The sequence below is a fragment of the Photobacterium sp. DA100 genome (assembly GCF_029223585.1).
Lineage (GTDB): Bacteria > Pseudomonadota > Gammaproteobacteria > Enterobacterales > Vibrionaceae > Photobacterium.
Window position 1 is genome coordinate 3,108,493 of the sequence record NZ_CP119423.1, and the last position, 14,038, is coordinate 3,122,530.

16 protein-coding genes are annotated in these 14,038 nt (G+C 52.6%); 2 read left to right on the forward strand and 14 right to left on the reverse strand.

Annotated elements, in window-relative coordinates; translation table 11 throughout:
* Nucleotides 1-5: 5 nt before the first annotated feature.
* From PTW35_RS14205 to trmJ, 13 genes are all read right to left on the reverse strand, one after another.
* Nucleotides 6-1,127 carry a bifunctional tRNA (adenosine(37)-C2)-methyltransferase TrmG/ribosomal RNA large subunit methyltransferase RlmN gene (locus PTW35_RS14205; RefSeq protein ID WP_281025548.1) on the reverse strand — a complete coding sequence of 374 codons (1,122 nt, stop codon included), beginning with the start codon at nt 1,125-1,127 and terminating at the stop codon, nt 6-8.
* Between the two features lie 330 nt (nt 1,128-1,457).
* On the reverse strand, nt 1,458-1,886 hold the full coding sequence (gene ndk / locus PTW35_RS14210; protein WP_281025549.1) for a nucleoside-diphosphate kinase: 429 nt from the start codon (nt 1,884-1,886) through the stop codon (nt 1,458-1,460).
* A gap of 28 nt (nt 1,887-1,914) precedes the next feature.
* Complete coding sequence (gene pepB, locus PTW35_RS14215) at nt 1,915-3,192, reverse strand: aminopeptidase PepB (RefSeq protein ID WP_281025550.1); 1,278 nt, start codon at nt 3,190-3,192, stop codon at nt 1,915-1,917.
* Nucleotides 3,193-3,250: 58 nt separating this feature from the next.
* Nucleotides 3,251-4,546: an aminopeptidase PepB gene (pepB, locus tag PTW35_RS14220; RefSeq protein WP_281025551.1), complete on the reverse strand. Its 1,296-nt coding sequence runs from the start codon at nt 4,544-4,546 to the stop codon at nt 3,251-3,253.
* 380 nt (nt 4,547-4,926) lie between these two features.
* On the reverse strand, nt 4,927-5,127 hold the full coding sequence (gene iscX, locus PTW35_RS14225; protein WP_281025552.1) for a Fe-S cluster assembly protein IscX: 201 nt from the start codon (nt 5,125-5,127) through the stop codon (nt 4,927-4,929).
* A gap of 125 nt (nt 5,128-5,252) precedes the next feature.
* Complete coding sequence (gene fdx, locus PTW35_RS14230; RefSeq protein ID WP_039469191.1) at nt 5,253-5,591, reverse strand: ISC system 2Fe-2S type ferredoxin; 339 nt, start codon at nt 5,589-5,591, stop codon at nt 5,253-5,255.
* A 2-nt stretch (nt 5,592-5,593) separates the two neighbouring features.
* On the reverse strand, nt 5,594-7,444 hold the full coding sequence (gene hscA, locus PTW35_RS14235; protein WP_281025553.1) for a Fe-S protein assembly chaperone HscA: 1,851 nt from the start codon (nt 7,442-7,444) through the stop codon (nt 5,594-5,596).
* Between the two features lie 38 nt (nt 7,445-7,482).
* On the reverse strand, nt 7,483-7,998 hold the full coding sequence (hscB, locus tag PTW35_RS14240; RefSeq protein ID WP_281025554.1) for a co-chaperone HscB: 516 nt from the start codon (nt 7,996-7,998) through the stop codon (nt 7,483-7,485).
* A gap of 94 nt (nt 7,999-8,092) precedes the next feature.
* Nucleotides 8,093-8,416 (reverse strand): iron-sulfur cluster assembly protein IscA, encoded by a 324-nt coding sequence (iscA, locus tag PTW35_RS14245; RefSeq protein WP_044624098.1) that lies wholly within the window; start codon nt 8,414-8,416, stop codon nt 8,093-8,095.
* 18 nt (nt 8,417-8,434) lie between these two features.
* Nucleotides 8,435-8,821, reverse strand: a complete 387-nt coding sequence (gene iscU, locus PTW35_RS14250) for a Fe-S cluster assembly scaffold IscU (protein WP_039469180.1) — start codon at nt 8,819-8,821, stop codon at nt 8,435-8,437.
* Nucleotides 8,822-8,854: 33 nt separating this feature from the next.
* The gene (locus PTW35_RS14255) at nt 8,855-10,069 is read right to left on the reverse strand and encodes an IscS subfamily cysteine desulfurase (RefSeq protein WP_281025555.1); all 1,215 of its coding nucleotides are present in this window, start codon (nt 10,067-10,069) and stop codon (nt 8,855-8,857) included.
* A 31-nt stretch (nt 10,070-10,100) separates the two neighbouring features.
* Entirely contained in the window at nt 10,101-10,607 is a 507-nt protein-coding gene (iscR, locus tag PTW35_RS14260) for a Fe-S cluster assembly transcriptional regulator IscR (protein WP_281025556.1), read from the reverse strand.
* A gap of 113 nt (nt 10,608-10,720) precedes the next feature.
* Entirely contained in the window at nt 10,721-11,452 is a 732-nt protein-coding gene (gene trmJ / locus PTW35_RS14265) for a tRNA (cytosine(32)/uridine(32)-2'-O)-methyltransferase TrmJ (protein ID WP_281025557.1), read from the reverse strand.
* Between the two features lie 336 nt (nt 11,453-11,788).
* Here trmJ and suhB point away from each other — a divergent pair, with 336 nt between their 5' ends.
* Together suhB and PTW35_RS14275 are read left to right on the forward strand one after the other, a co-directional pair.
* Nucleotides 11,789-12,589: an inositol-1-monophosphatase gene (suhB, locus tag PTW35_RS14270; protein WP_281025558.1), complete on the forward strand. Its 801-nt coding sequence runs from the start codon at nt 11,789-11,791 to the stop codon at nt 12,587-12,589.
* Nucleotides 12,590-12,694: 105 nt separating this feature from the next.
* The gene (locus PTW35_RS14275; RefSeq protein WP_281025559.1) at nt 12,695-12,979 is read left to right on the forward strand and encodes a hypothetical protein; all 285 of its coding nucleotides are present in this window, start codon (nt 12,695-12,697) and stop codon (nt 12,977-12,979) included.
* Between the two features lie 99 nt (nt 12,980-13,078).
* On the opposite strand, the gene secF is transcribed toward PTW35_RS14275, so the two are convergent.
* Nucleotides 13,079-14,026, reverse strand: a complete 948-nt coding sequence (gene secF, locus PTW35_RS14280) for a protein translocase subunit SecF (protein ID WP_281025560.1) — start codon at nt 14,024-14,026, stop codon at nt 13,079-13,081.
* Nucleotides 14,027-14,038: the final 12 nt, after the last annotated feature.

A 14,038-nucleotide genomic window follows, 5' to 3' on the forward strand; every position in this document is an offset into this window, starting at 1 on the left:
GTCTATTAGACTGATTTTACCGGGATTTGTTCACCGTTTTGAGCCTTTGCTTGTGTGCGTTTCGTGCGGTCAATCACATCACCTACCAATTGTCCGCAGGCCGCATCGATATCGTCACCGCGGGTCTTACGGACCGTGACGGTAAAGTCATACTCCATCAGGGTTTTCATAAAGCGATCGATACGCGAGTTGCTCGGCTTCTTGTACGGCGAGCCCGGGTAAGGGTTGAACGGGATCAAGTTCACCTTGGCCGGCGTATCTTTCAGCGTTTCGGCCAACTGGCGGGCATGCTCCATGCCGTCATTAACATGATCCAGCAGAATATACTCAACCGTCACTCGGCCACGGTTGGCATTTGACGATGCGATGTAGCGGCGTACCGAGGCCAGGAAGTCATCGATGTTCCAGCGATCATTGATCGGCATGATTTCTGAGCGCAGCTCATCAGTCGGCGCGTGCAGGGAGATAGCCAGCGCCACATCGATATTACCGGTCATCTGATCCAGGCCAGAAACCACTCCCGACGTGGACACGGTCACACGGCGCTTAGACAGACCAAAGCCAAGGTCATCAAGCATGATTTCAAGCGCAGGGATCAGGTTCTTCATATTGAGCAGCGGCTCACCCATGCCCATCATTACCACGTTGGTAATTGGGCGACGGCCGGTTTCCTTCTCGACACCAATCTCCTTGGCTGCACGCCAAACCTGGCCGATGATCTCCGACACACGCAGGTTACGGTTGAAGCCCTGCTGGGCTGTTGAGCAGAACTTACATTCCAACGCACAACCAACCTGAGACGACACACACAGGGTTGCACGGTCATCTTCCGGAATGTAGACAGTTTCCACATCCTGATCGCCGACCTTCATGGCCCACTTGATGGTACCGTCGCTAGAATGCTGGGCTGCCGATACATACGGTGCACGAATTTCAGCCACCAGCTTGAGTTTTTCACGCAATTTCTTGTTGATGTTCGTCATCTGATCGAAATCATCACAACCGAAATGATAAATCCACTTCATAATCTGATCAGCACGGAAGGCTTTTTCGCCCAACTCCTCGGCAAAATACTTACGCAGCCCCTTGCGATCAAAATCCAGCAGATTCGTTTTAACAGTTGTCATCGGTTGTTGCCTCTTTAAATTACGTGACGTTATCTGTGCCTTGGGCATACCGACATGCGGTATACGACAGGACCTTTGAGTACCAAACGACCAGCAAGAGGCTTTCATCCACCTGCTTGTTTATCAGTTTGGTTTTATACCCGGGTAACTTCAAGGCACCTATTTATGAGAGGATTACCTGAAGCCAGCTGGGTATAAGGCGCGAAATTGTACAGGCTTTGGCGGTGAGATTCCACTTGTTCACAGGTGCGGTTACTACTGCCAAGCAAATAAAAACGGGAAGCACATGGCTTCCCGTTTCATTTTCACTGATTAAATAGCTAGGCAGGCTTAGTCGCGAGGGCAGATCTCGTCGTCTGCGAAGAAATAAGCGATCTCGCGCGCCGCAGATTCAGGGCTGTCGGCACCGTGCACCGAGTTGTGGCGCAGGCTCAGTGCATAGTCGGCACGCAGGGTACCGCAGGCCGCTTCTTCAGGGTTGGTTTTGCCCATCAACTCGCGGTAACGCACAACGGCATTTTCGCCTTCCAGCACCTGCACCATCACAGGGCCAGAGGTCATAAATGCGACCAGATCATCAAAAAACGGCTTGCCTTCGTGCTCGGCATAAAAGCCTTTGGCCTTGTTGGCATCCATATGGATCATCTTGGCAGCCACCACTCTAAGCCCCGCTTTTTCAATACGGTTATAAATGGCACCAATCAAATTACGCTTAACGGCGTCTGGCTTCACGATTGAGAATGTTCTTTCAATTGTCATTATTATTTATCCCTCAGGCTTAAATCTTCTAAAGCAACATTGCAGCAATGTTGGCAACCCCGGCTCCCGTAGCCCCCGCGGCCCAGCGGGCATCGGCACTGTCACGGAAGCAGGCTGCCAAATCAAAATGGACCCAGCCGCAGTTGTCGGTATCAACAAAGCGCGACAGGAAGGCGGCAGCATTGGATGCACCGCCCATACCGCCACCTTTCATGACTCGGCTATTGGCAGTATCGGCATAGTAAGACGGGCAGTTTGACTGATGCCAGGTTTCCAGCGGCAGCGGCCAGGCAGGCTCGTTAACCAGGTCGGAAAGCTGCTGTGCTTTTAACACCAGCGCCTTGTCCAATCCAAACAACGCATTGTAGTCGGTCCCCACCGCCATCATGGCGGCACCGGTCAGGGTCGCTGCGTCGATGATCAGAGGTGCCTTGGTTTCGCTAGCCGCAATCAAGCCATCAGCCAGTACCAAGCGGCCTTCGGCATCAGTATTCACAATTTCTACTGTCTGACCATTCTTGTACGTTAGCACATCGCCAAGCTTATAGGCGTTTCCGGCGATCAGGTTTTCGGCGCAGCACAGGATCAACTTCACACGTTGACGCAAACCTTGCTCGATAGCGTACCCCAATGCGGCGGTGACGGTGGCTGCACCGCCCATATCGCACTTCATGGTGACCATGCCGGCACTTGGCTTGATACTGTAGCCGCCGGAGTCGAAGGTGATCCCCTTGCCGACCAAACACGCCGATACCGGCGCATCCGCATCGCCGGTTGGATTGAAGTCCACGGTGAGCATCACCGGCGGTCGGCTACTGGCACGACCGACGCTGTGGGTCCCTACCCAGCCCTGCTCGGCCAAAGCGTCACCGACCAGGATCTCGTGGGTAAGGGCATCACCGGCGATCGCCGACAGGAATGACACGGCTTCATCCGCAAGCTTCTGCGGATACATTTCTTCCGGCGTGGCATTAACGACCTTGCGAACCCAGTCGGCGCTGCGGCGGCGGGCATTGAGCAACTCAAGCTCGTCCTCGTCAATCGAGGCCCAGCGCAGCTCTACCTCTACCTTTGGCGTCGCGAAGCCACAGTAGAACGCCCACTGGCGCTCATAGCTCCAGCCTTCGCCAGCCAGGCTGGCCCGGGTGATCCCCTGCGACTGCAACTGGCGGGCAGCCTGCTGGATGCGGCGCAAGGGATGGTCACCGGCAAAATGGATCACGGCACCGTCGGCTTCATAGGCCACCAGCGCCTTGTCGCCCCATACTCCCGAGTATTGGGCCGACGAGAGTGAAATCTTTAACATACTTTCTTCCTGAAAAACACTGCCGCCCTTGGGCGGCAGCAATCGGTTATTTTTTGTTTTAGTCTTGTTCGTGATCACACAGGATGTTGGCCAGCGTACGGACCCCCATGCCGGTTGCCCCAGCCGCCCACTTGTCGTTGGCAGACTTGCGATATGTACCGCTGGCATCGATGTGCATCCAGCCATTCTGGTAGTCTTCGACAAAATAAGACAGGAAGGCGGCGGCGGTACTGGCACCTGGCATAAAGTCACCCTGCGAGATGTTGCTTAGATCAGCAAAGTTCGATGGCATCATGGCTCGGTGGTGGTCCGCCAACGGCAGCGGCCACAATCCTTCGTTTTCATCGCTTGCCGCCATCAAAGCTTTTTGGGCAAGGCCATGGTCAAAGCTAAACAGCGCGTGGTAATCATTGCCCAGCGCATTCTTCGCCGCCCCCGTCAGGGTCGCACAGTCAATGATTAGCTCAGGGTTCTGGCTGCTGGCGTAGATCAAGCCATCCGCCAATACCAGGCGCCCCTCGGCATCGGTATTCAATACTTCAACGGTTGTACCATTCTTGTAGGTGATGATATCGCCCAGCTTGAACGCACGGCCCGAGACCATGTTTTCGGCACAGCACAGGATCAACTTGATACGCTTGTTGGTGCCACGGGCAATCGCCAGTGCCAGCGCCCCTGTTGCCAGTGCCGAGCCACCCATATCGGCTTTCATCGCCGTCATACCCGCTGACGGCTTGATGCTGTAGCCGCCAGAGTCAAACGTGATGCCCTTGCCAACCAGGCAAGTGTGTACCGGAGCCTCGGCGTTGCCCGTCGGATTGTAGTCAAGGCGCAGCATTGCCGGAGAACGCTCCGAGCCACGACCGACAGTGTGGATACCGTTCCAGCCTTCGTCCAGCAGATCGTTGCCCTTGATAATTTTGTAGCTCACATGCTCTGGCGCCAACGACTTGATGAACTCGCCAGCACGCGAGGCTAGCTGCGAAGGACGTACCACTTCCGCCGACTGGTTGATGATCTCGCGCACCCAGTTGGTCGCCATCAGGCGGGCCTGAAGCTCGGCTTCATCCGTTTCAGACAGACCGCTCCAGCTGACCTCGTTACCCGGCTTGGCGTTGCGATGTCCCTGAATAAATGCCCAAATACACTCCAGATCCCAACCGTCACCGGCCAACTCGACGTTCTTGATACCCTGTGCATCCAGTTTGCGGCCAGCGCGCTGCAAAGACGCCAGCACATTTTCTTCTGTCAGGTGTACTACCGCACCGTCAGCTTCAAAGGTTACCAGGGCGTTTTTGCCCCACTTTTCGTCAGCTGCTTCCGCAGTCAGTAGTACACGCATATTGGCAGACATGAAATACTCCTTGGATTGTTGTTACCCCGCCAGCTTCGGCGCAGTAACGAGATGTGAAAGGGCGTGCCTAACGCCTGAATACATAATCTCTCATGCATTTGGATAACAAATGAATGACAATGATGTTACCCACGATAACAGATGTTATTGGGGCTCTTTTCTGTATTACAAGGGGTTTCACAGCGATTTCAGCACGTTCCGTGCAGTTCTCCAGCATAGGGGAGGACTATAGAGTTGAAAATATGGCCTTCCGACCCGTTTTCAGAATTTATCTTACTCTGCCTTGGTTGCAGCCAAGAAACAAGCTGTTTACAACGAGACTAAGAGCAAGATCATAGGGGAAGGCGGCGGTAGGCGTTCAAGTTCAGCGACAGCGAGGCTCAGTCAGCCTCTTCAATCCAGTACATCTGGACGGCTTCCAGCACGCGCTCACTGCAATGGCTGGGATCATCGTCAAAGTCATCCAGCGCCAAAATCCACTCTCTCAAATCGGTAAAGCGGATCGTCACCGGATCAACATCAGGGTGCAGTTCAGAAAGCTCAATTGCCAAGTCCCGTGAATCTATCCATTTTAGGCCCATAACGGTCTCCTCTACTTCCTTACTCTAGCCTCTGGCCCTATTAGTGTAGCCAATAGCCCGGCGCTCATAACAAGCAGCGGGTATAAAAAAGCCCCGATGGTTTCACCAGCGGGGCTTTAAATCTCTTAGTGGTTTTCCGATGCCAGGTTCAGGGTGTACTTCGGAATTTCCACCACCAAATCTTCATCAGCAACTTTGGCCTGACAACTCAAACGCGATTCAGGCTCCAGTCCCCATGCTTTATCCAACATGTCATCCTCCAGCTCATCACTTTCTTCCAGTGAGTCAAAGCCTTCACGGACGATACAGTGACACGTGGTGCAGGCACAGGATTTTTCACACGCATGTTCAATGCCAATACCGTTGCGCAGTGCCACGTCAAGAATCGTCTCGCCTTCTTGCGCTTCTAGCACTGCCCCTTCCGGGCAAAGCTCATCATGGGGTAATACAACAATTTTAGGCATGCCTAAACCTCATCAATCGACTGACCAGCCAGGGCACGGCGGATAGACTGATCCATCCGGCGCGATGCAAATTCCTGGCTCGCCTTATCTGTTTTCTTAATTCCCGCTTCAATCGCGTACGGGTCGGTGCCCTGGCGCAATTGAACCAGTTCCATCATGACGGCTTCCAGCTCGTCGCGCTCTTCTTTGCTCAGTAGAGTATCGCCATCCTGAGCCAGCGCTGCAATCAACCCTTCCAGTACGCGATCCGCTTCCACTTGTTGCTCGGCAAGGGCACGGGCGTCTTTGTCGTCCTGGGCAAAGGTCATTGAATCACGGATCATAGTCGCAATTTCATCGTCGGTCAGGCCATATGAAGGCTTCACCTGGATAGAAGATTGCACACCGCTACTCTTTTCCATCGCAGTTACAGACAACAAACCGTCTGCATCCACTTGATATGTAACACGAATATGTGCTGCACCTGCGGCCATCGCAGGAATGCCGCGCAAGGTAAAGCGTGCCAGTGAACGGCAGTCACTCACCATTTCACGCTCGCCCTGAACCACATGGACTGACATAGCCGTCTGACCATCTTTGAACGTGGTGAACTCCTGGGCGCGGGCGACAGGAATCGTGGTGTTGCGCGGGATGATTTTCTCGATCATACCACCCATGGTTTCGATACCCAGCGACAACGGGATCACATCCAGCAGCAGCATGTCAGCATCAGGCTTGTTACCTGCAAGGATATCAGCCTGAATCGCCGCACCAATCGCCACCACCTGATCCGGGTCGATCGACGTCAGTGGCGCTTTGCCGAAGTAGTTGCCAACCATTTCACGCACCAGTGGTACGCGAGTTGAACCACCAACCATGACGGTTTCGATCACGTCTTCGGCAGTGACCTCTGCATCTTTCAATGCCCGACGGCATGCCATCAGCGTCTTTTTCACCAAAGGTTGGATCAAGGTATCGAACTGCTCACGGGAAACAGTACCCTGCCAGTCAAGCACATCGACCGAGACTTCATCCGCATCGGACAGCGCTTCTTTGGCTGCCTGCGCAGCATCTTGCAGCTTGCGTTGGGCAATCGCATCGCGCTCGGTGATACCGGCTTGCTCGGCAATCCAATCCGCCAGCAGGTGGTCAAAGTCATCACCACCTAGCGCAGAATCACCACCCGTGGCCATCACTTCAAACACACCTTTCGACAGGCGAAGAATAGAGATATCGAATGTACCGCCGCCCAAGTCATACACAGCGATCACGCCTTCCTGACCTGAGTCCAAACCATAGGCAATCGCAGCCGCCGTGGGCTCGTTAAGCAGGCGAAGAACATTGAGGTTCGCCAACTTCGCCGCGTCTTTAGTACCCGCACGCTGGGCATCATCAAAGTAGGCAGGGACAGTGATCACCACACCTTCCAGCTCACCACCCAAAGTATCTTGCGCACGCTGGTTAAGGGTCTTGAGAATTTCAGCCGACACCTGGACCGGGTTAACCTCACCACCACGGGTGATCAGCTGAGGCAAACCGTTATCCGTTGCACTGAACTGATATGGCATCTGCGGATAGCGTGCTTGGATATCCGCCAGAGAGCGGCCCATCATACGCTTAACAGAAATAATACTATTAATCGGATCCTGCTGGGCGATATCGCGGGCTTCATGGCCAACGACCACGTCACTTTCACTGTAGTGAACCGCCGATGGCAGAATCGCACGGCCTTGGTCATCTTTCAGGGTTTCCGGAACGCCGCTGCGTACTGCAGCCACGAGAGAGTTTGTAGTGCCCAGATCAATACCCACCGCCAATTTGTGTTGGTGCGGCGCAGCGCTTTGACCGGGTTCAGCAATCTGTAACAGTGCCATTTTCGTTCCTGTGGTGTTTTTACCGGGCTTGGATAAAATCAATCAAGCAGGCTATCTTCCAAGCGCTCGACTTCTTCACGCAGCTTAACAATAAATTTCAGCTTGCGCACGGCGTCAGCCGCCACTTCCCAGTTTTCATCAACAAGTAATTGCTCAAGCTCAACCAGCTGTGCCTTGTACAGGGTTGAGGCGTGCTGTTCAAAATCAAACAACGCGCTTTGTGGATCACTCGACTCCGGGATCTCCTCCAACTCTTCACGCAGCTCCATTTGCTGCATCAAGAAGACAGGATCTTGCAACGTCTTCTGCTCACCACGGATATCCACGCCGTTGACCGACAACATGTACTCTGCGCGGGAGATAGGGTTTTTCAACGTCTGGAAGGCATCGTTGATCTGCGCAGCTTTCTGCACCGCCATTAAACGGTCACGCTCGGAAGCCGTAGCAAAGTTATCAGGGTGGAAATGGCGCTGCAGTTCGCGGAACTGGGTTGCAAGAAGGCTACCGTCCAGCTGAAACTGAAATGGTAGCCCAAAGAGTTCGAAATGATTCATATCGCGTGAGTTTCTGTAAAGACCGAGTCTAAAAATAACTGAACCTGACCCTCCCTCGACTAAAGGCAGCAATCAGGTCCAATTGGCTCAGCGATTATACGTTGAAGCTTTCACCGCAGCCGCATTCGCTGGATACATTAGGGTTGTTGAATTTGAAGCCCTCGTTGAGACCTTCTTTGGCAAAGTCCAACTCAGTACCATCTAGATACACCATGCTCTTGGCATCAATGATGATCTTCACCCCTTTCTCTTCGAAGATCTGATCACCTTCCTCTAGCTGGTCAACAAATTCCAGTACATAGGCCATTCCCGAACAGCCTGAAGTCCGGACACCCAGCCGAAGGCCGATACCTTTTCCTCGGTTTTCTAGGAAAGTAGCTACGCGACTCGCGGCCGCTTCAGTAATCGTTATGGCCATACAACAACCCTTAGAAAATTAATGTTCTTCGTGTTTCTTCTTGTAATCGCTCACAGCTGCTTTGATTGCGTCTTCCGCAAGAATTGAGCAGTGAACTTTTACAGGTGGAAGCTCAAGTTCCTCGGCAATCGCCGAGTTCTTGATGCTAGCAGCTTCGTCCAGCGTCTTGCCCTTCACCCACTCAGTGATCAGTGAACTTGAAGCAATCGCAGAACCGCAGCCATACGTTTTGAACTTGGCATCTTCGATGATGCCTTCCTCAGTCACTTTGATCTGAAGTTTCATTACGTCGCCACAGGCAGGAGCCCCTACCATGCCGCTACCAACACTTTTGTCGTTTTTATCAAATGAGCCCACGTTACGCGGGTTCTCATAATGATCGATAACTTTTTCACTATATGCCATGACAGTTTCCTCGAATACGTGATGACCGCAAGATTAGTGGTGTGCCCACTCGACCGTGTTCAGGTCAATACCTTCTTTATACATATCCCAAAGCGGAGACATGTCACGTAGTTTCTCAACCGCACCGCGGATTTGTGAAACTGCGTAGTCTACTTCTTCTTCCGTCGTGAAGCGACCGAAAGAGAAGCGAATTGAGCTGTGTGCCAGTTCATCGTCCAAGCCTAGGGCGCGAAGAACATAAGACGGCTCCAGGCTGGCAGAAGTACAAGCCGAACCCGAAGAGACAGCAAGATCTTTCAGTGCCATCAGCAGCGACTCGCCTTCAACGAACGCAAAGCTGATGTTCAGGTTGTTCGGTAGGCGCTGCTCCAGATCACCATTGATGGTCATCGCCTCGATACCTTCAAGGCCTTTCAACATGCGCTCGCGCAGGGCAAGGGCATGCTGGTAGTCTTTGTCCATCTCTTCTTTGGCGATGCGGAATGCTTCACCCATACCCACGATCTGGTGGGTCGCCAGGGTACCAGAGCGGAAACCACGCTCGTGACCACCACCGTGCATTTGCGCTTCAAGGCGGATACGCGGCTTACGACGAACGTAAAGAGCACCGATACCTTTAGGGCCGTAGATTTTGTGCGCTGACAGCGAAATCAGGTCGATCTTCATTTCCTGAACATCGATTGGCAGCTTACCGGCTGACTGAGCAGCATCAACATGGAAGATCACTTTCTTCTCACGGCATAGCTCACCGATAGCAGCGATATCCTGGATAACACCGATTTCGTTGTTCACATGCATGATTGACACCAGCACGGTGTCTTCACGCATCGCGTCGCGCAGTTTCGCCATATCGATCAAGCCGTTGGCTTCTGGCTCAAGGTAAGTCACCTCGTAGCCTTCACGCTCTAGCTGGCGGCATGGATCAAGTACAGCTTTGTGTTCTGTCTTACAGGTGATGACGTGCTTGCCCTTCTTGCCGTAGAAGTGAGCGGCACCTTTGATAGCCAGGTTATCTGACTCAGTTGCACCTGAAGTAAATACGATTTCGCGTGGGTCTGCGTTTAGCAGCTCAGCAATCTGCTCACGAGCAGTATCAACCGCTTCTTCAGCCTGCCAACCGAAGCGGTGAGAACGAGAAGCCGGGTTACCGAAGTTTCCATCCATGGTCATGCATTGCATCATTTTTTCTGCAACACGCGGATCAACTGGGCAAGTAGCGGAATAATCAAAATATATTGGCAGTTTCATCTTCATCTCCGAAAACACGGACGTCTGGTCTCTAGGAGCGAACATCGACACCGATTGAGGTGTTGTCGTGTGTATTTTTATGTCCAAATGACGACTTAGTTAGGATCTGATCCTGACGGTCAGATATTTCTTGTACGTCATTGTCTTGCATCAACTCACCAAGAGTGATGTTATTCAAAAAGCCGCTGATGCGGGAGCTCAGGTCACGCCATAGCGTGTGTGTCAGGCAGCGAACCCCGCCTTGACAGTCTCCCTTGCCGTGACACTTAGTCGCATCTACCGATTCATCGACGGCCGCAATCACCATACCCACTGCAATGTGGTTGGCATCTTCGCCAAGGCGATACCCCCCACCCGGTCCACGAACACTGGCCACCAAGCCAGCCTTGCGCAGGCGAGAGAACAACTGTTCCAAATAGGACAACGAGATCCCCTGACGCTCTGAAATGTCAGCCAAAGGAACCGGACCGTCCTGAGAGTGCAAAGCCACGTCTAACATGGCCGTGACTGCGTATCTTCCTTTTGATGTCAATCTCATAACACACCGCTACCCACGTTTGTCTATGGGGAGGAGTGTCGCATACCTGACTAAAACGGTCAAGTATTTGCCTGACTATTTCAGTCAGGCTTTTAGCCATAGAGAACTTGTGTCTATTTCTCTGGACGAGAGAGTGACTTTTCTACTGAGGAAAGGATACCACGTAAGATATTCAGCTCCTGTGATTCCGGTCGAGCCCGGGAAAACAGGCGGCGCATTTTGGTCATTACCATCGATGGCTTGTCTTTACTGATAAAGTCGGTCTTGGTTGCCACCTTTTCAAGGTGCTGGTAGAACATTTCCAGCTCCTTCATTCGCGGGTATTCCTCAACATGCTGTTGGGTTTGGAATTTTTCCGACGCCAAAAACGCCATGCGAATTTCATAACTCACCGTCTGTACGGCCATCGCCAGATTCAACGAGCTGTATTCAGGGTTAGCCGGAATGTAGACGTGGCAATGGCAACGCTGCAGTTCTTCATTAGTCAGGCCGGTACGCTCTCGACCAAACAGGATTGCGACGTTGTGGGACGGTGCCTCGGCAATCGTCTTGATCCCGCACTCGCGGGGATCCAGCTGCGGCCATTCCAAAGTGCGCGAGCGGGCACTGGAGCCCACCACCAAGCCGCAATCGGCGATAGCGTCATCGAGACTAGACACGATCTTCGCCTGCTCGACGATATCTGAAGCCCCCGCAGCCAGTGCGTATGTGGTTTCGTCTATCTCGCAGGCCGGGTCGACCAGAACCAGGTTGGTCAGGCCCATCACTTTCATCGCCCGGGCAGCAGAACCAATATTGCCGGGATGTGAGGTACCCACGAGAACTACACTGACTTTATCTAACATAGGAGGTGCAACTTTCAACTCTATCAATCGAACCGAAAGATATTAACACAGGGATTTTAAAAAAGGTGAAAACATGTAAAAACTTTATACCTAAGTGGCTTCATGTTGCACGATTCTGTTTTTACTCAATGTGTTCTGTTCAAAGTAAATAACCGAATGGAATAACAAGCCAGTTTCACTGGTAATTTGAGACCGAAACGAGCGCTGTGACGATGAAAACCCCGCCACCTGGCCAGGCATGGCCACACGAATAAAAAATAACCACTTCCCTTTTGCCCTAGCTCTGATATACTCGCCGCCGCTTTTTAGTTCTTTAACATCCGTTGGGAAGATCCTATGCATCCTATGCTGAACATTGCCATTCGTGCTGCACGAAAGGCTGGTGACCATGTCATTAAATCTCTAGAAAAATCGCAAGCTATTGAAGTAGCTAACAAAGGCAATGATGTTGTTACTAACATCGATAACGAAGCAGAAGCTATCATTATCGACACTATCCGCAAATCTTACCCTGATCACTGCATCATTGCAGCTGAAAGCGGTACGATTGAAGGCAAGGACAAAGAATGCCAGTGGATCATCGACCCAGTGGATGGCACCAAGAACTTCGTTCGTGGTTACCCTCACTACGCTATCTCTGTTGCACTACGCATGCGCGGCCGCACTGAAGTGGCAGCAGTATACGACCCAGCACGCAACGAGCTATTCACTGCAACTCGTGGCTCCGGCGCACAGCTAAACAGCCAGCGTATCCGTGCATCTCAGCCACGTGACCTGACCGGTACGACTCTGGCAACAGGCCTACCGTTTGCTGCCAAGCAGCACTCTGAAAGCTTCATGAAAATCCAGAGCGCTCTATTTGTAGAGTGTGACGATATGCGTATGTCTGGCTGTGCAGCCCTAGACCTGTGTTACCTAGCGGCTGGCCGTGTTGACGGCGTGTTCCGCCTAGGCCTGAAGCCTTGGGAAATTGCAGCGGGTGAGCTTATCGCGCGCGAAGCAGGTGCTATCTGTGCAGACTTCACTGGCAACACTAACCACCTTGTGACTGGCAACATCGTTGCTGGTAACGCTCGCGTAGTTAAGCCACTGCTAGGCAAAATCCGTGAACACGGTAGCGAAGCACTAGCGAAATAATTCTCGCTAACTACAGACACGAAACGCCCCGGAGATGAACATCTCCGGGGCGTTTTTTTATCCCCCAACAACTACACTTCTTCTTAACCTTAAAAGGAGAAGACAATGAAAGTAGTTTATCCCTTCTTGATAGGTATCGCTTTGGCTATGCCACTACAGGCTAGTATCAAGGATCCTGACTGTACCGCTGAAAAAGCAGCCAAAAGTACTGCTGCCAAAATGACAGTGGGAGTGAGTGGGCGTTGCTCTCCCAAAGAGGCGGCCAAAGATACCGCCACTGGCGCAGTCAGCAATGCCCTACCCGATGAGGGCGTGGCTGGCAAAGCGGTCGATGCGGCCTTGCCCGGCTCTTCAAGCGACAACAAAGGCGTCAAGCCTAATAACCAATAGGAAACCAGGTCCTAGGATCTAGGCACCGCTCTTCCCCGCTCTAAACAAAAACGGAGCCCATCGGCTCCGTTTTTCATTCAGTAAGTAGACACAGCGCCTCTACGGCATGGCATCAAACTCTTCACCTTCTTTGTCGACTTGCGGCGGCATCAGGTGTTCACGGGTAATACCCAGTTTAAGCGCCAGTGCCGAAGCCACGTAGATCGACGAGTAGGTACCGACAGTGATACCGATCAGCAAGGCTGCGGCAAAACCGTGGATCATGCTACCGCCTTTCATGAACAGAGCGATAACCACGAACAATGTGGTACCAGAGGTGATCAGGGTACGGCTCAAAGTCTGGGTAATTGAGTTGTTCATCACCTCTACCGCATCGCCCTTACGCATCTTGCGGAAGTTTTCTCGGATACGGTCGAAGACCACGATGGTATCGTTGAGCGAGTAACCGACAACCGTCAGCAAGGCTGCCACGATAGTCAGGTCAATCTCGATTTGGGTAAACGAGAAAATACCAATCGTGATGATTACGTCGTGGGCCAATGCCAATACCGCACCCGCCGCCAAACGCCACTCAAAGCGCATTGAAACATAGAGCAAGATACAGATCAGCGAAACCAAAATAGCCAAGCCACCCGCTTCTGCCAGCTCGTCACCCACGTTCGGGCCGACGAATTCGATACGGCGCATTTCAACGTCCTGGCCCGTACCGGCTTTCAAGGCATCTATGATCTGGGTCCCTAATTTCTCACCCTGCGCATCTTCGCGCGGCTGAAGGCGAACCATCACATCGCGGGCCGTACCGAAGTTCTGCACGATCGCATCACCAAAGCCAGCCACTTCCAGTGATTCACGGATCTGGCCCAGATCTGCAGGCTTCTCGAAGCCCACTTCAATCAGGGTGCCGCCGGTGAAATCCAACCCCCAGTTCAGTTTCTGGGTCGTCACGGTGCCGATGGCAGCGATAATCATAATGATCGAAAGGACAAATGCGCCTTTCGACCAGCGCATAAAGTCGATCGCCCTATCCGCTTTCATTATTTGAAACATGTCAGCGTCTCC